This window comes from Sphingopyxis sp. 22461, assembly GCF_052044915.1.
In the GTDB taxonomy this organism is placed as follows: domain Bacteria; phylum Pseudomonadota; class Alphaproteobacteria; order Sphingomonadales; family Sphingomonadaceae; genus Sphingopyxis.
On record NZ_JBQENY010000001.1, the window covers coordinates 234903 to 254428 of the forward strand.

The following is a 19526-nucleotide window of genomic DNA, read 5'->3' on the forward strand; positions in this document are numbered from 1 at the left end:
AGTTTCGCTGCTCGCAGGCGGTTCCTTTGAGAGGGCACGGCGATCTATCGGGGCAACGTTATGAATATCGAGCGATGCCTGATTGCCAAAGCCCACCTCATCACGGGCAAATCCATCCGAACCCTTCAGTCGATGGCTGCTCGGGGGCTGATCCCCGGTGCTGCGAAGATCGGTGGAGAGTGGACCTTCAATGTCGAGCGCCTGAGGGCGTGGATCAAGGAACAAGAGAATATATGTCACCGCCCGCATCCGCATCTCCCGTCGCGGCTGAAAAAATCCCAAACACGTTCTTCCGGGGCGGGGTCTACTATGGGCGCGTCAAGGTTGCGGGTGATACCCTCCGAGAGAGCCTGGGAACAGGCGACCCAGTAGAGGCGCGCAAGCTCATCAAGAAATGGTTGGCGGAGAAGTCACCGAACCATGAGTATGACGAGCTGACGTTCGCCCAGGTGGCCTCCAGCTGGATCGAGCATTACCAAACTGGATATTCGACGAAGACGTGGCGCCGCTATCGGACGTCGCTCAAAATGCTGAAGCCGTTCTTCGGTGATCTGGCTTGGGCCGAGGTCACTCGGTCGAAGCTCACCGAATACATGAGCGCCCGAAAGTCCGAGGGCCTGTCGAACGCCACGATCAACCGCGACCTTGCGGTCATGTCCAACATCTTCGAGCATGCCGTCGATCAGGAGTGGGCTGAGGAAAATCTCGTGCTCAAACTGTCGAAGAAGGCGCGCCGCGAGAAACGGCTCCCCTTCACGATGCCCACCCCGGGCATGATCGACGCCACGTTCGCCCGTATGCGGTCGACCTTCGGTGAGATCTGTCGCTTCGCGCTCCTCACCGGCCTACGCCGCGACGAGATCGCTCAGCTAACGTGGAGCAACGTCCTCCTCGATCGCCGGCAGCTCCAGTTGTTCGTCACCAAGAACCGGACGGTCCGAGTCGTGACCCTCTGCGAGGAAGCATACCAGATCCTTTGCGGCCGAAACTCCCGCGAGGGTTACGTTTTCGTGACTCGTAACGGGGGTGCCTACAAGCGCGTCAGCGAGATGTGGCGCGAGGTGCAGCTCCGCGCGGAGAAGAAATGGAACGAGCAAGTGGTGTCTCAGCTAGTGTCACACCAAAAGTTCATCCGGTTCCGCTTCCACGATCTGCGGCATATGTTCGCCATCAACTACCTACGGGACGGCGGGAACATTTATCATCTGCAAATTGAAATGGGGCACTCGACAATCCGACAGACTGAAGAGTATCTGCAATATCTCACCGCCGAGGAGCAGGTTGCTGCCAAGGGGGTGTCACAGCAGGTGTCCCATACCACAGCGGTTTCACGGGTCGCAGCTTAGAATAAATGGCGGTAATCCGCCGTGCGGACAGGTGGCCGAGTGGTTTAAGGCAGCGGTCTTGAAAACCGCCGTGGGTGCAAGCTCACCGTGGGTTCGAATCCCACCCTGTCCGCCAGTCAGGCAAAATGCAGTCGCCGGTACTTCCCGCGAAAATAGAGCAAAGGATCGCGGTGCGGTTCGAATTGTGCGCGCACCACCCTGCCAACCAGGATGAAATGATCCCCCGCCTCGTGCAGCGATTCGTGCTGGCATTCGAACGAGACGAGCGAGCTGCCGAGTAGCGGCACGCCGGTCTGGCCGGGCGCCCACGGCTGGTTGGCGAAACGGTCCTCGCCCTTTGCCGCAAAGCGGTTCGACGTTGGCTGCTGGCCGATCTGCAGGACATTCACGCCGAAATGTTCGGCCTCGCGGAGCGCGGGCGCGGTTCCCGCCGTGTTGGCAATGCACACGAGCAAGAGCGGCGGGTCGAGCGAGACCGAGGTGAAGCTGTTGGCGGTGAGGCCAACTGGCATTCCCGCGGCGTCGAGCGCCGTGACGATCGTGATACCGGTGGCGAAGCAGCCCATCGCGTCGCGCAGGGTGCGCGGGTCCGATCCGGCCTGGAACTCCATCGCTTCGCGCGGCTGGCGCCGTTCGAGGAATTCGAGCAGCTGGCCGAGCAAGGCTTCCTTGCGGTCGGACGCGAGTTCGAGGTCGCATTCGTTGATGTCGACGCTCTCGCCCATGGGCAGCGCGGTGTTGAACGTGTCGCTGACCGCGCTGCACTGCGCGGGAGAAAAGCCGCCGCGGACGACGAGCGCCGGGACCGCCAGCCGCGCGGGCACGTCGTTTGCGTTTGCGTCCTCGTCGACCGGCATGTCCACCAGCACCAACCCGGCAGCGAGGAGGGCGCCATCGAGCGCCAGCGCGCGCGTCGCGATCCATCCGCCGCGCCCGGCGGTCACGACGACTGGACGTGAACCCATTTGCGCGAGCACCGCGCGCAGATCCTCGATATGCGGCGCCAGTCCGTCCGCTTCGCTCGTTTCGCGCAGGTCGAGGTTGACGACGCGGCGCCCCGAAAGCACCAGCGCGTCGGCGACGCCGCGCCACGCGGCGCGGCCCTGTCCGACGTCGGGAATGAGCAGCACGGCGGGATCGTTTTCGTCGCCCAGCATGTCGGCCGACAGAGGGACGCCGCCGAAACCCTTATATTCGATGAGACTCAAACGTCCCCCTTGCCGCGCCGGCGGGCGCGGGCGCCGGCGGCTTTCGATGTGATCAAGTTGCGAAGAATCGGANATATCGAAAGCCGCCGCGCCGCGCCAGCGTGCCGGGCGAATTACGCTCGCATCGATGCCAGCCGCTGGTCGACGATCGCGTCGGCCTCGGCGATGATGCGGTCGATGAGTTGCTGGCATGTCGGAATATCGTGGATCAGTCCCTGTACCATGCCGGCCCAGAACACGCCTTTCGTCAGGTCGCCGGTCTCGAGCAATTCGCGGCCTGCCTTGCCGTTCACCAGTTCGGCGACGTCGGCGAAGGTGGCGTCGGGCACCGCAAGGCGGCGCACCACTTCTTCGCTCACGTCGCTCTTGCCGACGCGCGCGGTGTTCTTGAGGCTGCGGAAGATCAGAAAGCTGCCGCGTTCGTCATTGTCGACGTAGGCCTGCTTCACATTGTCGTGGATGGGCGCCTCGACCGTCGCGCAGAAGCGCGTGCCCATGTTGATGCCCTCGGCGCCCAGCGACAGCGCCGCGACGAGGCCGCGACCATCGCCGAAGCCGCCCGACGCGAGCATCGGGATCTTCACCTTGTCGGCGGCGGCGGGGATCAGGATCAGGCCGGGGATATCGTCCTCGCCCGGATGACCCGCGCATTCGAAGCCGTCGATAGAGATGATGTCGCAGCCCGCGCGCTCGGCCGACAGCGCGTGGCGCACCGCGGTGCATTTATGGAGGATCGTGACGCCGTGCGGTTTCAGCATTTCCCAGATTTCGCGTACCGCCTGTGTGCCCGCCGTCTCGACGATCTTGACGCCGCCGTCGATGATCGCTTGGGCATAGGCTTTGTAATCGGGGGCGTTGATCGTCGGGAAGACGGTCATATTCACGCCAAAAGGTTTGTCGGTCATCGACCGGCACTTTTCGATTTCCTCGCGCAGCGCATCGGGGCTCGCCTGCGTCAGTGCGGTGATGATGCCAAGGCCGCCCGCGTTCGACACCGCGCTTGCCAGTTCGGCGTAGCCGACGCTTTGCATCCCGCCCTGGACGATCGGATGCTCGATGCCCAGCATTTCGGTGATGCGTGTTTTGAAAGCCATTTCGATCTCCTGCGCGATACTGCCCTTACGGCATCTTCGCTCCGGTCCATGAAATAACTTGACGCTTACGTCAACGTCGGGTTGACTAAGGTAATAGTTAGATAACGAAGGGAATCGGAATGACGGCGGGCGAAGGCATATCGGATCGGGCGCTGGCCATCGCCGCAAAGGTCGAAATCTTCGTGCGCGAAATCGTGGTCCCGTACGAAAGTGATCCGCGCCGCGACCATCATGGCGCACCAACCGACGAATTGGTAATGGAAATGCGCGACCATGCGCGTGCGGCGGGCGTGCTGACCCCGCATATCTTCGACGATGGCAGCCACCTCAACCAGCGCGAAACCGCAGTGGTGCTCATAAAGAGCGGCCTGTCGCCGCTCGGCCCGCTCGCTTGCAACACGATGGCGCCCGACGAGGGAAATATGTATCTGCTCGGCAAGGAAGGGAGCGCCGAACTCAAGGCGCGTTTCCTGAAGCCGATGGTCGAGGGGCGCGTCCGCTCGGCCTTCTTCATGACCGAGCCCGCCGAAGACGGCGGCGCGGGGTCCGACCCGTCGATGATGAAGACGACGTGCCGCCTCGACGGCAATCATTGGGTGGTGAACGGCCGCAAGACCTTCATCACCGGCGCGCAGGGCGCGCGCGTCGGGATCGTGATGGCGAAATCCGAACAGGGCGCGTGCATGTTCCTCGTCGACCTGCCCGACCCCGCGATCCGCATCGACGATGTGCCGAATACGATCGACAGCTCGATGCCCGGCGGCCATGCGACACTGACGATCGACAATCTGCGCGTGCCCGCCGACCAGATGCTGGGCGAGGCCGGCGAAGGCTTTCGTTACGCGCAGGTTCGCCTGTCCCCCGCCCGCCTGTCGCACTGCATGCGCTGGCTCGGCGCGTGCATCCGTGCGCACGAGATCGCGACGGACTATGCTAATCGCCGTGAGGCGTTCGGCAAGCCGCTGATCGACCATGAGGGCGTCGGCTTCATGCTCGCCGAAAATATGATCGACCTGAAACAGGCCGAACTGATGATCGACTGGTGCGCGGGCGTTCTCGACACCGGATCGCTCGGCACCGTCGAAAGCTCGATGGCGAAGGTGGCGGTATCGGAAGCGCTGATGCGCATCGCTGACCGATGCGTCCAGGTGATGGGCGGCACCGGTGTCACCGACAAGACGATCGTTGAGCAGGTATTCCGCGAAGTCCGGGCGTTCCGCATCTATGACGGCCCGACCGAGGTCCACAAATGGAGCCTCGCGAAGAAAATCCGCCGCGACTGGAAGGCCGCGCTCGCCTGACACGGCCGTCAGTTGCGGGGCTGAAAGCGTAGCGTCAAAGTGCTTGACGTTTACGTCAACGTCCGGTTCACTGGCCGCAACGAGATAATGGGAGAAGGACGGGTGCGCGCATGACCATCCTCTACGACGAAGGGCAGCAAGCGATCGCGACCGAGTCGCGGCGCGTTCTGGAAGCACGGGTCAGCAAGGACGCGCTCCTGCCGCTGCTCGAAGCGGTCGGCGAATATCATCGCCCCTTCTGGGACACCGCGAAGGAACAGGGCTGGACCGCGCTCGCGCTTCCTGAAGCCGATGGTGGGCTGGGCCTTGGCCTGATCGAGCTGGGATTGATCGCGCATCAGGCGGGGCGCAGCATCAGCGGCGCGCCGTTCCTGACATCAAGTTTCGGCGCGGCGAAAGCGATCGAGCTTTTCGGTTCCGACGCGCAAAAGGCGCGCTGGCTTCCGGGGCTCGCGAGCGGCGAAACGATCGGTGCGATCGCTTTTGCGGCGGGTCCGGATGCCCTTCCCCGCCAGCCCGATGTGACCTTTGCCGGCGACCGGCTAGAAGGCACGGCGCGCAGCGTTTCGGCCGGATTGGCGGCCGACGTCGCGGTCGTCCTTGCGAATGGCTCGGATATACCGGTGCTCGCGCTCGTCGATCTGGCCGGCGTTCAGCGCTCGGCTGTCGCAAGCTTCGATAATAGTCGTTTGATTGCGGACCTCAGCTTTTCGGGAGCGCCGGCCGAAAAGCTCGCCGCCGGCGGCGCCGCGCGCAATGCGGCGCTCCATATCCTGGCGTTGCAAGCCGTGGTGACCGCGCACGAACAGACCGGTGGCGCTGAAGCGCTGATGGAAATTGCGCGCGACTACGCACTGACGCGCAAGGCGTTCGGCCAGCCGATCGGCGCCTTCCAGTCGGTGAAGCATCGGATCGCCGAGCTCTACGGGCTCGTTGAACTGGCGCGCGCAAACTGCATCCACGCCGCGGCGCGGGAAGGCGCCGCCGATTTCATCAAAGCGGCGGCGGCGGCGCGCCTGTCGGCGACCGATGCCTATGACACGGCGGCGCGCGATTGCATCCAGATCCATGGCGGAATCGGCGTCACCTGGGAAATCGGGCTGCACCTTCATATGCGCCGCGCGCGCAGCCTCGCGATCGAACAGGGCAGCAGCCTGTTCTGGGAGGATATACTCGTCGACCGGCTGGCAGGAGAAGCGGCATGAGCGATCTTGAAGCCTATCGCGCCAAGGCGGCGGCGTGGCTTGCTTCGATGGCGCCGACCTTTGGCCGCGACGCGCGCAAAGGGCTGTCCGAGGCCGATGATCTGGCGCTCGGCCGCCGCTATCAGAAGGCGAAGTTCGACGCGGGTTATGCCGGGATTAACTGGCCGGTCGAATATGGCGGCCAGGGCCTCGGTCATCTCGAAAAAGTCACCTTCGACGCCGAGGAAATGAAGCACGGCTTCCCGAGCTTCTATTTCGGTATCTCGCTTGGCATGCCAGTGCCCGTGTTGATGCAGTTCGGCAGCGACAGGGAGTTCGTCAAGGAACGTGTGCTGAAAGCGTTGCAGGGCGAGGAAATCTGGTGCCAGCTCTTTTCCGAGCCCTCGGGCGGATCGGACCTTGCGGGGCTGCGCACCAAGGCCGAACCCGACGGCAACGGGTGGAAGATCAACGGGCAGAAGGTGTGGACGAGCTGGGCGCATTATAGCGACTATGGGGTCATCGTCGTGCGCACCGACCCGACTGTTCCGAAGCACAAGGGCCTCACTTACTTCTGGGTCGACATGAAGGCGCCCGGCGTGACCGTGCGCCCGATCAAGCTCGCGGGCGGCGACAGCCACGTCAACGAGGTGTTCTTCGACGATGTGAAGATCACCGACGATCACCGCATGTCACCGGTCGGCGGCGGCTTTGCGGTCGCCATCGCGACGCTGATGATCGAACGCTATGTCGCGACCGACAGCGCGGGCTTTGGTCCGCACCTTCACCTGTTCGTCGATCTGGCGAAATCGGTGCAACTCAATGGTCGCCCGGCGATCGAGGATGGCCGCATCCGGCAGCAGATCGCGCGCAACTATGCGATGCGGGCCGGGCTCGATTCGATCAATGTCCGCGCCCGGCTGATGATGCAGGCGGGGATGATGCCGGGGCCCGAAGGCTCGCTCAACAAGCTGGTCGCGGTGCGCTCGCGCCAGAAGCTGTCCGAGCTTGCGCTCGACCTGCAGGGCAGCGACGGCTTCCTTTTCGACGAACATGCGTCGCAGAAGGAGGATTGGGCGTCGAGCTGGATCAACGCCCCCACCGGACGCATCGCGGGGGGATCGGACGAGACCTTGCTCAATACGATTGCGGAGAAGGTCCTCGGCCTGCCGCAAGACCATCGCCCCGACAAGGGCATCCCGTTCAACCAGATCCCGGCCTGAGGAGGGCGCGCCCATGAAAATCGATTCCACCTTAGCAGCGGTCGTCACGGGCGGCGCATCGGGTCTCGGCCGCGCCACCGCCGAAGCGCTTGCCGCTTCGGGCGTGAAAGTTGCTATTTTCGACATCAACGACGCGCTTGGCGAAGAGGTCGCGGCGTCGATCGGCGGGCTCTTCGTGCATGTCGATATCACCGACGAGCAATCGGTCCTCGATGGCTATGCCAAGGCGCGCGCCGCGCATGGCCAGGAGCGCGTTTGTGTCCATTGCGCGATGACCTCGCGTCGCGGCAAGACGCTCGCCTATGACAAGGAAACGGGCACGTTCCGTCGCACCCCGACCGAGGATTATGCCTATGGCGTCGCGGGCATATTGACCGCGAGCTATCGCATCGGGTCGATCGCCGCCGAGGGCATGGCGAACCTTCCCGAGATGGACGACGGCGAGCGTGGCGCGATCATCTTCACCGCGTCGGTCGCCGCGCAGGACGCGCAGATCGGGCAGGTCATCTATGGTTCGGCCAAGGCCGGGGTGAACGGCCTCGTCCTGCCGATGGCGCGCGACCTGATGGACCTCGGCATCCGCGTCAATTCGATCATGCCCGGTGTGTTCGGAACGCCGCTGCTCGGCAATATGAACCCGAAGGTGAAGGAGAGCCTCGAAGCCTCGGTCCCCTTCCCCAAGCGCCTCGGCAAGGCCGAGGAATATGCGAGCCTCGCAATGGAGATGGTTCGCAACACCTATTTCAACGGCCAGGCGGTGCGTCTCGACGGCGCGATCAGAATGGCCCCTCGTTAAAACTCGGGGTGGTCGCATGGCCCCCCGCTAACTCCCCGACCGAAAGGAATATTCTCATGGCCGAAGCCTATATCATCGACGCCGTCCGCACCCCGCGCGGGATCGGCAAGCCCGGCAAAGGCGCGCTGTCGCACCTCCACCCGCAGCATCTCGCCGCAACGGTGCTCGCTGCGATCCGTGACCGCAACAATCTCGACACCGCGACCGTCGACGACATCGTCTGGTCGACATCGAGCCAGAACGGGAAACAGGGCGGCGACCTTGGCCGTATGGCGGCGCTGTCGGCGGGTTATGACACCAAGGCCAGCGGCACGACGCTCGACCGCTTCTGCGGCGGCGGCATCAGCTCGGTGAACTTCGCAGCGGCCAGCGTGATGAGCGGCATGGAAGATTGCGTCATCGCCGGCGGCACCGAGATGATGAGCTATACGACCGCCTATGCTGCCGAACAGGCGAACGCCGGCCTGCCGCCGCGCCTGATGGGATCGGGTCACGAAGCGCTCGACGAATTGCATCCGCAGTCGCACCAGGGCGTCTGCGGCGATGCCATCGCGACGATCGAAGGGATCAGCCGCGAGGCGCTCGACGCGCTCGCGCTCGTCAGCCAGCAGCGCGCCGACCGCGCGATCAAGGAAGGCCGTTTCAACAAGTCAGTCGTGCCGGTGCTCAATACCGACGGCAGCGTCGCACTCGACCATGAGGAATTCCCGCGGCCCGAAACGACTGCCGAAGGCCTTGCATCGTTGAAGCCTGCCTTCACCGGCCTCGCTGATTTCGATCTCGGCGGCGGCTTCACCTTCCGCAAGCAGGTCAATCGCCGCTATCCCGACGTCGAAATCCAGCATTTCCATCACGCCGGCAACTCTTCGGGTGTCGTCGACGGTGCCGCTGCGCTGCTCCTCACCTCGAAGGATTATGCCGACAAGCATGGGTTGAAGCCGCGCGCGCGCGTCGTCGCCTATGCCAATATCGGCGACGATCCGACGCTGATGCTCAACGCGCCCGTTCCCGCCGCAAAGAAGGTGCTCGAAAAGGCCGGGCTGACCAAGGACGACATCGACGTCTGGGAAATCAACGAAGCCTTCTCGGTCGTCGCCGAGAAGTTCATCCGCGACCTCGCTCTCGACCGCGAAAAGGTGAACATCAACGGCGGCGCGATGGCGCTCGGCCATCCGATCGGCGCGACCGGCTCGATCCTGATCGGCACCGCGCTCGACGAGCTCGAACGCTCGGGCGGCCGCTATGGCCTCGTCACCATGTGCGCCGCGGGCGGCATGGCACCCGCGATCATCATCGAACGTATCTGAGGAACAGGAGAGCATCATGTCCGGGCCGCTGAAGGGTATCAGGATCATCGAATTTGCCGGCATCGGTCCCGGCCCCTTTTGCGGCATGATGCTCGCCGACCATGGCGCCGAGGTGATCCGTATCGATCGCCCCGGCGGTTTCATGGACCCGCGCGACCCGCTGAGCCGCAATCGCACGTCGATCGCGCTCGACATGAAAAATCCCGCGGCGGTGCAGATCGCGCGCGAACTCTGCAAAAGCGCCGACGGGATCATCGAGGGGTATCGCCCCGGCGTGATGGAGCGGCTCGGGCTCGGTCCGGAGGTGTTGCTCGCGGACAATCCGAAGCTCGTTTACGGGCGCATGACCGGCTGGGGCCAGTTCGGCCCCTATGCCCAGGCGGCGGGACACGACATCAACTATATCTCGCTGTCGGGTGTGCTCCACGGCATCGGGCGCGCGGGCGAAAAGCCCGTCCCGCCGGTCAATTATGTCGGCGATTTCGGCGGCGGCGGGATGATGCTCGCGTTCGGCATGTCGAGCGCGCTCGTTCACGCCGCCAAGACCGGCGAGGGCCAGGTGATCGACTGCGCGATGACCGACGGCTCGGCGTTGCTTGCCGGTATGACGTGGGGCTTCCACGCCGCGGGTCGGCTCAAGGACGAAGCCGGGGTCAACATGCTCGACGGCGCGGCGCATTTCTATGACAGCTATGTCTGTTCCGATGGCAAGTATATCTCGATCGGGTCGATCGAGCCGCAATTCTATGCGCTGCTGCGTGAGAAGACCGGGCTGACCGACGATGCCGATTTCGACGCCCAACTCGACCCGTCGAAATGGGGTCCACTCAAGGAAAAGCTGACCGCCCTGTTCAAGACCAAAACGCGCGACGAATGGTGCGCAATTATGGAAATGACCGATGTCTGCTTCGCGCCGATCCTGTCGCTGAGCGAAGCGCCGCAGCATCCGCACAATGTCGAGCGCGAAACCTTCCTGACCGTCGGCGGCGCGGTTCAGCCCGCCCCTGCCCCGCGCTATTCGGCAACGGTCAACGACACGCCGCGGCCGGCACCGGCAGTCGGCGCTGATGGCGACGCCGTGCTGGCGGGTCTGGGTTATGATGCAGACAGGATTGCCGCGCTCCGCGAAGGTGGCGCGCTGCGCTGATTGTTCAAGCGCCGCGCGCGGTCATCGCTTCCCAGAGGCCGCGCCCGCCAAGGGTGGCAACCTGACGGCCCAGCCGCGCCGCCCAATAGGCGTCGTTTCCGTGCGCCCCGCGCCAGCGCATCAGCGGCACCGTCACGCGGTGCAGGTCATATTCCTCGGTAAAGCCGATCGCACCGTGCACCTGATGCGCAATCGCGGTGACCACGCCGACGGCGCGATTGGCACGGAGCTTCGCTGCCGCGATTTCGAAATCGGCGGCTGACGGATCGAGGCTCATCGCATCGAGGCGTGTCGCCAGCGCCGCAGCGGCGGCTTCGACCGCGCGCACTTCGCACGCCATCACCGCGAGCGATTGCTGGACCGCTTGGAACTTGCCGAGCGGGCGGCCGAACTGCTGGCGTGTGTTCACATGCTCGATCGAGAGCGCAAGCGCCTGCCCCATCGCACCGGCCATCAGGCTCACCGTCGCCGCGGGCTGATACGCTTCGCCGGCGATCAGTTCGGCAACCGGGAGATCGGGCACGACCACACCGGCGATTTGCAGCACCGCATTCGCGTCGCCCCAGTCGCCGCCGAAACCGCCATCCTCTTCGGGAACAAGCAGCAGGCCAAAGCCCGCTTCCTCGACCGGAGCGATCCCCGCCGTCGCGGCCTCCGCGAAGACTGCGCGCGCGGTATCGCACAGCATGTCGTGCGCCGCGCTCACCGGAGGCCCAATCCGCGTGCGATGATCCCGCGGATCACCTCGCGCGTTCCGCCGCGCAGCGAGAAGCTGGGCGACGCAATAAGCAGCGCGCGAAGAAGCTTCGCAAGATCATCTTCATCGTCCCAACCGCTTGTCACGATCGCCTGCACGCGGCGCGGCATGTCCTGTTCGAAGGCATTGCCGAGTTCCTTGACCACCGACGCTTCGACCATCGGGTCTTCGCCCGCCGCGAGCTTCGCCGCGGTCGACATCGAGAGTTGGCGCAGCGTCCACATCTCGGCGGTGAGTTCGCCGATCAACGCGGCAATCGCTGGATCAGGTTCGGCGCCCGCCGCATCGATCAGCGCGACGAGCAGTGCGTGGCTTGACAGATAGCGTTCGGGGCCCGAACGCTCGAGGCCGAGTTCGGCGGTGACCTGTTTCCACCCCTGCCCGCGCTCGCCGACCAATGCGCCATGCGGCACCAGCGCGTCGTCGAAAAAAACCTCGTTGAAATCGTGATGGCCCGCCATGTCGATGATCGGGCGGATCGTGATGCCGGGGGTGTCGAGGTCGATCAGCAGCTGGCTGAGCCCGGCGTTGCGCTCGCTGCCCTCGTCGGTGCGGACGAGCGCGAGCATGATGTGCGAGAAATGCGCGCCGGTGGTCCAGATTTTCTGGCCGTTGATGCGCCAGCCCTCGGCAGTTTCGCGCGCAGTCGTTCGTACGGCAGCCAGGTCCGAGCCCGCGCCGGGTTCGGACAGGCCGATGCACGCATAAAGCTCGCCCGCCGCAATTCCCGGCAGGTAGCGCTGCCGCTGTTCCTCGCTGCCATAGCGCAGGATCAGCGGCCCGGTCTGGCGATCAGCGATCCAGTGCGCTCCGACCGGGGCGCCCGCCGCCAGCAATTCCTCGATCACGACATAGCGCTCGAGCGGATGCCGGTCACCGCCGCCGTACTGCGCCGGCAAGGTCATGCCGATGTACCCCGCCGCGCCGAGCGCACGGCTGAACTCGGGGTCAAAACTCGCCCAGCAGTTCGCCCGGGAAACCACGTCACCCCGCGGCTGGTTCACCGCAAGCCATGCCCGCAAATCGGCGCGCAGTGCGGCAATGTCGCCGGGTGGATCGAACGGATAGAGCGCAAAGCCTTGCATGTCGCACCAGCCATGCAATAGCTTTGGTTAGTCAGCAAAGGATAATTGAAGATGGGCGAATTTCTGAGTGTCGAGCGGCGGGGCAAGATCGCGATCCTGACGATGATCAAGCCCGAGAGCATGAATGCGATCGGCACCCACGAAGATTGCCAGGACATCATCGACACGCTGCGCACCCTCGGCGACGACCGCAGCGTCAGCGCGATCATCCTGACCGGCAGCGGCAAGGCGTTCAGCGCCGGCGGGAATTTGAAAGGCATGCAGGACCGCACCGGCATCGGTGTGCTCGACCAGCCCGATTCCACCCGCGCCAACTACCGCAAGGGCGTGCAGGCGGTGATCCGCGCGCTGATGGATTGCGAGGTGCCGATGATCGCCGCGGTCAACGGCCATGCGATCGGCCTTGGCGCCGACCTGGCCTGCACCTGCGACATCCGCATCGCCGCCGAGAGCGCGAAATTCGCGTGCAGCTTTATCAAGGTCGGGATCGTTCCCGGCGACGGCGGGGCGTGGTTGCTCCAGAAGATACTCGGTTATCCGCGTGCCGCAGAACTGTTCCTGACCGGCGACCGCTTTGACGCGGCACAGGCAAAGGAATATGGTCTGGTCACGGACGTCGTGCCCGATGCGGAACTGCTCGACCGTGCAATCGCCATTGCCGAGCGGATCGTCTGCAACCCGCCCCGCGCGCTGCGCCTGACGAAACGCCTGCTGCGCGAAGCGCAGCACAGCCGGATGAGCGATATTTTGGAACTGAGTGCAGCCTATCAGGCGATCGTCCACGAAACCGCGGATAACCGCGAGGCGATCAATGCTTTCGTCGAAAAGCGTCCCCCGGTGTTTACAGGAGAATGATGATGATTGCCGAGCGAGTCCTGCCACTGGCCGGCGTCCACAATTTCCGCGATTATGGCGGCTATGCCGTCGAGGGCGGCGGGCGGCTGCGCGACGGGACGCTGTGGCGCTCGGCGCACCATGAGGCAGCGACCGACGATGATCTGGACGCACTCGATGCGCTCGGGCTCGAGACGGTGATCGACTTGCGCGGCGATGACGAGCGCGAGTTGCATCCGTGCCGGCGCTCCGAGACTTTCTCGGCGCGCGTGCTGTTCGCGGGCGGCGTAACCGCGGGCCTCGCACCGCATCTGCAGGCGGCGGGCGGCACGATCGATGTCGAGACGGCGCGCGAGCGGATGATCGATACCTATGCGGGCATGCCCTATCGCCCCGCGCTCGTCGCGACGCTGCGGCTCTATCTGGCGGCGCTCGCCGAATATGACGCGCCCAGCCTTGTCCACTGCGTTGCGGGCAAGGACCGCACCGGCTTTGCCGTCGCGATCGTCCACCGGCTGCTCGGGGTGCATGAGGACGATCTGATGCAGGATTATCTCCTCACCAACACCGCGGGCAAGATCGAGGAACGCATCGCGCAGGGCGCGGCGCATATCCGTTCGCGTTACGGCGCCGAAATCCACGACGATGCGATCCGCGCTTTGATGTCGGTCAACCCCGCCTATCTCGACGCCGCGCTCGCCACGGTGCGGCGCGACCATGGCGATATCCCGACCTATGCCGAGGCGGTGCTGAACTTCACCCCCGAAATGCGCGAGGCGATCGTCGACCGGCTGGTGCTGTAGGGGCCTATTTGCCCCTGACGAGCACCCCGCCCTTCACCACCGCGTCGACGCTTTCGAGCTGGCGCACGTCGGTCAGCGGATTGCCGTCGACCGCGACGATATCGGCGTAGCGCCCGATCGCGATCGCGCCGACATCCTTCTCGCGGCCCAGCGCCTCGGCGGCGTTCTTCGTCGCGGCCTGGATCGCCTGTAGCGGGGTCATTCCATATTCGACCATGACGCGGAACTGCCCGCCGACCTGCCCGTGCGGCATCACGCCCGCATCGGAACCGAACACCATGCGCACGCCGGCCTTCACGGCTTTGCGGAAATTGTCGCGCTGGATCTGCGCAACTTCGCGGTCCTTGCGCAGATTATCCTCGAGCACACCATTCTTCGCGCCTTCGGCCTGCGTATATTCGGTGTTGTAGATGTCCATCGAGAACCACACCGGCTGCTTGCGCGCGAGCGCCATGCGGATGCCTTCGTCGTCGACGAGGCTGACATGCTCGATCGTGTCGATGCCCGCGGCGATCGCGGCGCGGATGCCCGAGGCACCATGTGCGTGCGCGGCGACGCGAAGGCCCCATTGATGCGCCTCGTCGGCGATCGCGGCGAGTTCCTTTTCGGAGACCTGTAACTGGCCGGGTTCGGTGTTGCGCGAAAAGACGCCGCCGGTGGCGCAAACCTTGATCACCTCGGCGCCATATTTGCGCTGGCGGCGAACCTGAAAGCGCAGTTCCTCGGGCGTGTCGCCGATCCCCTCTTCCTTGCCGTCCTTCTTTTCGAGGCTGGGCGGCAGGAAGGTGCTGTCGCAATGCCCGCCGGTCGCGCCGAGCGCGTAGCCCGCGGGGACGATGCGCGGCCCTGTTGCATAGCCCGCGTCGATCGCCTGCTTCAGCCCGATATCGTTGCGGTTGTCCGACCCGACATTGCGCACGGTGGTGAAGCCCGCGCCGAGCATGTCGTTCGCATTTTTGACCGCGGTCATGCCCCAGAAGCTGTCGGTGAACTCGAGTCCGCGATAGCCGCCGATGTCGGCGGGACCGTCGAGATGGACATGCATGTCGATCAGGCCCGGGACGAGCGTCTTGTCTCCGAGGTCGATATGTTTGACGTTCGACCCCCAGCGCACGGTACGCGCGTCGGCGATGTTCGTGATGCGGCCGTCGGCGCCGACGAAGATCGCGGGAAACTCGACCGTCTTGCCGGTCAGCACGTCGATATAGCGCGCGGCGGTGATGACGGTCTGTCCGGCCGTGTCCTGTGCCTTTGCAGGGGCGATTGACGCGGCAAAAAGCGCCGTCGAGCCCAAAGCGATTCCCCGCAGAAAACTGCCTAACTTCACTCGCGATTGCATGTTTACCCCGCCCGTTGTTGGTGCCCGGCTATCGTGATGGCAAACCGCCGCAAAATAGGACAGCGGAAAATGCGTCAGGCGGCCGCCCTGTGCCTTGCCACCCACCAGGCGCCAAGCAGCGCGAAGGCGGTGCCGAGCATCGTGCCGCCGGCGATGTCGCTCGCCCAATGGACGCCGAGCATGATGCGCGAGAAGCCATTGAGGATGATCATCGCCGCCGCGAGCGTCCAGGCATAGGGGCGCCAGCGCGGCGGCGCGAGCCAGGCGAGGAGCAGATAGACGGCCGCAGCGCTCGTCGCGTGGCCGCTGGGGTAGGAATAGCTTGTCTGATGGTCGAGGTGATCGATCAGGTCGGGCCGCGCGCGGCCGAAGCCGAGCTTCATCAGGCTGGAGGCAAGGTTCGAGAGCAGCGACGCGCCGCCGAGCGCGACGGCGCAGCGCGGGCCGCACCAGTGCCAGACGAGCCCGCACAGCAGGATGACGATGATCCAGCGCGGCGTGCCCCCGCCGATCCAGCTTGCGGCCTGCATGAAGGATATGAAGGCGGGGTCGCGTTCGTCGACGCGGATCGCGAGGCTGTGCGAGATTTGCCAGTCGGCCGCCTGCGTCCATCCGGCACCGACTGTGAGGCCGAGCAGGATGACGGCGGCGAGGAGCGCGGCTGCGATGGCGGGTAGTCGGTTGCCTTCGGTTATCATCTTGTTCCTTCGTCATTTCCGCGAAAGCGGGAACCCAGTTGCAACGTCCGCTCGCTGGGTTCCCGCTTTCGCGGGAATGACGAGGTTGGTGAAGATCAAATATGCAGCGGCCGTCCGAAGGCCGCGAGCACGCCCTCGTGCATCGTTTCGCTGAGCGTCGGATGCGGGAAGACGGTGCCGATGAAATCATCCTCGACCAGCTCGGCGGTCTTGCCGATCGTATAGCCCTGGATCAGCTCGGTGACCTCGGCGCCGATCATATGCGCGCCGAGCAACTCGCCGGTCTTCGCGTCGAACACGGTCTTGGTGAAACCCTCGGATTCGCCGAGCGCGATCGCCTTGCCGTTGCCGATGAAGGGGAAGGTGCCGGCCTTGACCTCGTAACCGAGTTCCTTCGCCTTTGCTTCGGTCAGGCCGACGCTGGCGATCTGCGGGCGGCAATAGGTGCAGCCGGGGATGTTGCGCGGGTCCATCGCGTGCGGGTGATTGCCCGCGATCGCCTCGACCGAAATCACCGATTCGTGCATCGCCTTGTGCGCGAGCCACGGCGGCGCGGTGACGTCGCCGATCGCCCAGATGCCGGGGACGTTGGTGCGGCACATCGCGTCGGTGTCGATATGGCCCTTGGTCGTCTTCACGCCCAAAGCTTCGAGCCCGATATTCTCGGTGTTCGGGACGATACCGATCGCGACGATCGCGTGGCTGAACTCGGCGCTTTCGGTCTTGCCGTCCTTGGTCTTGATCTTGGCGGTGACGCCGGTTGCGGTCGCCTTCAGTTCCTCGACGCCGGCGCCGGTGAAGATCGTCATGCCCTGTTTCTTGAGCGATTTTTCGAGGAAGGCCGAGACATCGGCGTCCTCGACGGGAACGAGGCGGTCGAGCATTTCGACGACGGTCACATCGACGCCCATGTCGCTGTAGAAGCTCGCGAACTCGATTCCGATCGCGCCCGATCCGATGACGAGCAATTTCTTGGGCATTTCGGGCGGGACGAGCGCGTGGCGATAGGTCCAGATGCGCTTGCCGTCGGCGGGCGCGAACGGTAGGTCGCGCGCGCGGGCGCCGGTCGCGACGATGATGTTCTTCGCGGTGAGGGTCTCGGTCCCCTTCTCGCCCTTCACTTCGAGCTTGCCCGGCGCGGTCAGCTTGCCCTCGCCCATATGCACGATGATCTTGTGCTTCTTCATCAGGAAGGCGACGCCCTGGCTGAGCTGCTTCGCGACGCCGCGCGAACGCTTCACGACCGCGTCGATGTCGGCGCTGATCTGCGCTGCCACGAGGCCATAGTCGCCGGCATGCTGCATATAATGATAGATTTCGGCCGAGCGCAGCAGCGCCTTGGTCGGGATGCAGCCCCAGTTGAGACAGATACCGCCCAGATTCTCGCGCTCGACGATTGCGGTTTTCAGGCCCAATTGCGCCGCGCGGATTGCGGCGACGTAGCCGCCGGGGCCCGAACCGAGGACGATGAGGTCGTAATTGGTATCAGCCAAAATCTGCTCCATTATCAATCCCCTCTCCCTTCAAGGGAGAGGGAGGGGCCCATTGCGCAGCAATGGGAGGGTGAGGGGCCGAAAGCGCGGCAAGAACCGCCGTCAAAACTCCCGACAAATTTCCAGTCACATCATTGTTCCAGACTCGCAGAACGCGATAGCCCTTGCCCTTCAAATAGCCGTCGCGCTGGACGTCGGTTTCGGAGGAGGCGTGTTGCGATCCGTCAACCTCAACGATCAGGCGTTGCTCCTGACAGACGAAATCGGCGATGAAGGGGCCGATAGGCTGTTGTTTGCGAAATTTGAAACCGCCTAGCCGCCGATCGCGAAGTGCGCCCCATAATTTCTTTTCCTGTTCGGTCAGTGAACGGCGCAGCGCCTTGGCGCGTTCCAGCGTCAGCTGTGAATAGCCTGCCGTCATACCCTCACCCTCCCACGCGCTTGCGCGCGCGGGCCCCTCCCTCTCCCTTGAAGGGAGAGGGGTTGATCACGCTACCAGACCCAGCGGGTTCTCCACCAGTTCCTTGAAGGTCTTCATCAACAGCGCGCCGTCGGCGCCGTCGATCGCGCGGTGGTCGAAGCTGCCGGTGGCCGACATCACGGTCGCGATCGCGAGCGCGTCGTCGACGATATAAGGCCGCTTCTCGCCCGCGCCGATAGCCATGATCATGCCCTGCGGCGGGTTGATCACCGCGGTGAACTGCTTGATCCCCATCATGCCCATGTTCGAGATCGAGGCGGTGCCGCCCTGATATTCATTGGGCTGGAGCTTGCCTTCCTTCGCCTTGGCCGCGAGCTCGGACATTTCGGTCGAGATTTTCGACATCGACTTGCCGCCGGCATCGGTGATGATCGGGGTGATCAGGCCGCCCGGAATGCTGACCGCGACCGAGATGTCGGCGCGCTTATACTGGCGCATCACATCGCCGCCGAACGAGACGTTGCATGCGGGCACGCGCTCAAGCGCAACCGCGAGCGCCTTGATCAGCATGTCGTTGACGCTGAGCTTGACGCCGCGGCTTTCGAGGCTGGCGTTGAGCTCGCCGCGGAGCTTCAAGAGCGCGTCGAGGCGGATGTCGACGGTGAGGTAGATGTGGGGCGATTGCTGCATCGACTCGGTCAGACGGCGCGCGATCGTCTTGCGCATGCCGCTGAGCTTTTCGTCTTCGTGCGGGATGCCGAAATCGGGGATGGCGCCGGCGGTTGCCGGTGCTGCTGCCGGAGCGGTGGCGGCTGGGGCCGGCGCGGCGGTTGCGGCAGGTGCCGCGGCGCCAGCGGGGGCGCCTTCGAGGTCGGCCTTGACGATGCGGCCGCCGGGGCCGGTGCCGGTCAGGCTCTTGAGGTCGATGCCCTGTTCGGCGGCGAGGCGCTTAGCGAGCGGGCTGGCCTTGATGCGGTCGCCATCTTTCGTCGTCCCAGCGGAAGCTGGGACCGCTGGCGTCGGCGCACTCGCGGGAGCGGCCCCAGCTTGCGCTGGGGCGACGTCTTTGGCCGGAGCGGGCGCTTCGGTCTTCGGTTCAGCTGCGGGAGCTGGTGCCGGTGCCGGTGCGGCCTTCGCGCTCCCGGCATCTTCGCCCTCGCCCGCGATCACCGCGATCACGGTGCCGACCTTCACATTGTCGGTGCCTTCGGCGACGAGAATCTGGCTGACGACACCTTCGTCGATCGCTTCGAACTCCATCGTCGCCTTGTCGGTCTCGATCTCGGCGAGCAGGTCGCCCGATTTGACCGTGTCGCCTTCCTTGACCAGCCATTTGGCAAGGGTGCCCTCCTCCATCGTCGGCGAGAGAGCGGGCATTTTGAGTTCGATTGGCATATTCAGGCTTGTCCCTGTCAGTCTTGCAGGCGTGGGCCTGCCGCTACGGATTCTTCCTCGCCATAAGCCTTGCATCGGTCAAGGTCTAGCGGGCC

General features: G+C 64.6%; 18 protein-coding genes, 1 tRNA gene and 1 pseudogene. 11 read left to right on the forward strand and 9 right to left on the reverse strand.

The genetic code is table 11. The features are described 5' to 3' along the window. Window positions 1-60 precede the first annotated feature (60 nt). The 3 genes and pseudogenes from ACTJI5_RS01155 to ACTJI5_RS01165 all read left to right on the forward strand — a co-directional run. Window positions 61-213 (forward strand): annotated as a pseudogene (locus tag ACTJI5_RS01155) (hypothetical protein); the annotation flags it as partial. 20 nt (window positions 214-233) lie between these two features. Next, window positions 234-1346, forward strand: coding sequence for a phage integrase (locus ACTJI5_RS01160; protein WP_440859112.1), 1113 nt, complete (start codon window positions 234-236; stop codon window positions 1344-1346). A 25-nt stretch (window positions 1347-1371) separates the two neighbouring features. Continuing rightward, a tRNA-Ser gene (locus tag ACTJI5_RS01165) sits at window positions 1372-1461 on the forward strand. Between the two features lies 1 nt (window position 1462). Here ACTJI5_RS01165 and ACTJI5_RS01170 read toward each other — a convergent pair. Both ACTJI5_RS01170 and ACTJI5_RS01175 read right to left on the reverse strand, forming a co-directional pair. Beyond that, window positions 1463-2554, reverse strand: a complete 1092-nt coding sequence (locus ACTJI5_RS01170; protein ID WP_440859113.1) for a flavin reductase — start codon at window positions 2552-2554, stop codon at window positions 1463-1465. A 113-nt stretch (window positions 2555-2667) separates the two neighbouring features. After that, a complete protein-coding gene (locus ACTJI5_RS01175; protein WP_310253481.1) occupies window positions 2668-3648 on the reverse strand; it encodes an NAD(P)H-dependent flavin oxidoreductase in 981 nt (326 codons plus the stop codon). Window positions 3649-3767: 119 nt separating this feature from the next. Here ACTJI5_RS01175 and ACTJI5_RS01180 point away from each other — a divergent pair, with 119 nt between their 5' ends. From ACTJI5_RS01180 to ACTJI5_RS01205, 6 genes are all read left to right on the forward strand, one after another. After that, complete coding sequence (locus ACTJI5_RS01180; RefSeq protein WP_440859114.1) at window positions 3768-4949, forward strand: acyl-CoA dehydrogenase family protein; 1182 nt, start codon at window positions 3768-3770, stop codon at window positions 4947-4949. 110 nt (window positions 4950-5059) lie between these two features. Continuing rightward, window positions 5060-6154, forward strand: coding sequence for an acyl-CoA dehydrogenase family protein (locus tag ACTJI5_RS01185; RefSeq protein ID WP_440859115.1), 1095 nt, complete (start codon window positions 5060-5062; stop codon window positions 6152-6154). Next, on the forward strand, window positions 6151-7356 hold the full coding sequence (locus ACTJI5_RS01190) for an acyl-CoA dehydrogenase family protein (protein ID WP_440859116.1): 1206 nt from the start codon (window positions 6151-6153) through the stop codon (window positions 7354-7356). The genes ACTJI5_RS01185 and ACTJI5_RS01190 overlap by 4 nt, the downstream gene beginning before the upstream one ends. A gap of 13 nt (window positions 7357-7369) precedes the next feature. After that, window positions 7370-8152, forward strand: coding sequence for an SDR family NAD(P)-dependent oxidoreductase (locus tag ACTJI5_RS01195; protein ID WP_310253489.1), 783 nt, complete (start codon window positions 7370-7372; stop codon window positions 8150-8152). Window positions 8153-8208: 56 nt separating this feature from the next. Further along, window positions 8209-9459, forward strand: coding sequence for an acetyl-CoA C-acetyltransferase (locus tag ACTJI5_RS01200; protein WP_058538572.1), 1251 nt, complete (start codon window positions 8209-8211; stop codon window positions 9457-9459). A gap of 16 nt (window positions 9460-9475) precedes the next feature. Further along, window positions 9476-10606, forward strand: coding sequence for a CaiB/BaiF CoA transferase family protein (locus tag ACTJI5_RS01205; protein WP_440859117.1), 1131 nt, complete (start codon window positions 9476-9478; stop codon window positions 10604-10606). A 4-nt stretch (window positions 10607-10610) separates the two neighbouring features. Here the strand turns inward: ACTJI5_RS01205 and ACTJI5_RS01210 are convergent, their stop codons facing one another. Together ACTJI5_RS01210 and ACTJI5_RS01215 are read right to left on the reverse strand one after the other, a co-directional pair. Next, complete coding sequence (locus tag ACTJI5_RS01210) at window positions 10611-11312, reverse strand: acyl-CoA dehydrogenase family protein (RefSeq protein ID WP_439512296.1); 702 nt, start codon at window positions 11310-11312, stop codon at window positions 10611-10613. Then, window positions 11309-12448: an acyl-CoA dehydrogenase family protein gene (locus tag ACTJI5_RS01215; protein ID WP_440859118.1), complete on the reverse strand. Its 1140-nt coding sequence runs from the start codon at window positions 12446-12448 to the stop codon at window positions 11309-11311. Before ACTJI5_RS01215 ends, ACTJI5_RS01210 begins: the two co-directional genes overlap by 4 nt. A 51-nt stretch (window positions 12449-12499) precedes the next feature. Here ACTJI5_RS01215 and ACTJI5_RS01220 point away from each other — a divergent pair, with 51 nt between their 5' ends. Together ACTJI5_RS01220 and ACTJI5_RS01225 are read left to right on the forward strand one after the other, a co-directional pair. Continuing rightward, window positions 12500-13303: a crotonase/enoyl-CoA hydratase family protein gene (locus ACTJI5_RS01220; RefSeq protein ID WP_192645576.1), complete on the forward strand. Its 804-nt coding sequence runs from the start codon at window positions 12500-12502 to the stop codon at window positions 13301-13303. 2 nt (window positions 13304-13305) lie between these two features. Next, window positions 13306-14085, forward strand: a complete 780-nt coding sequence (locus tag ACTJI5_RS01225; RefSeq protein ID WP_058538628.1) for a tyrosine-protein phosphatase — start codon at window positions 13306-13308, stop codon at window positions 14083-14085. A 4-nt stretch (window positions 14086-14089) separates the two neighbouring features. On the opposite strand, the gene ACTJI5_RS01230 is transcribed toward ACTJI5_RS01225, so the two are convergent. The 5 genes from ACTJI5_RS01230 to ACTJI5_RS01250 form a co-directional block, all read right to left on the reverse strand. Further along, complete coding sequence (locus tag ACTJI5_RS01230) at window positions 14090-15424, reverse strand: Xaa-Pro dipeptidase (protein ID WP_439512299.1); 1335 nt, start codon at window positions 15422-15424, stop codon at window positions 14090-14092. Between the two features lie 74 nt (window positions 15425-15498). After that, complete coding sequence (locus ACTJI5_RS01235) at window positions 15499-16122, reverse strand: phosphatase PAP2 family protein (protein WP_440859119.1); 624 nt, start codon at window positions 16120-16122, stop codon at window positions 15499-15501. 95 nt (window positions 16123-16217) lie between these two features. Next, a complete protein-coding gene (lpdA, locus tag ACTJI5_RS01240; RefSeq protein WP_440859120.1) occupies window positions 16218-17615 on the reverse strand; it encodes a dihydrolipoyl dehydrogenase in 1398 nt (465 codons plus the stop codon). Then, window positions 17608-18036, reverse strand: coding sequence for an endonuclease domain-containing protein (locus ACTJI5_RS01245; protein WP_440859121.1), 429 nt, complete (start codon window positions 18034-18036; stop codon window positions 17608-17610). Before ACTJI5_RS01245 ends, lpdA begins: the two co-directional genes overlap by 8 nt. 66 nt (window positions 18037-18102) lie before the next feature. After that, window positions 18103-19431 carry a pyruvate dehydrogenase complex dihydrolipoamide acetyltransferase gene (locus tag ACTJI5_RS01250; protein WP_440859122.1) on the reverse strand — a complete coding sequence of 443 codons (1329 nt, stop codon included), beginning with the start codon at window positions 19429-19431 and terminating at the stop codon, window positions 18103-18105. Window positions 19432-19526: the final 95 nt, after the last annotated feature.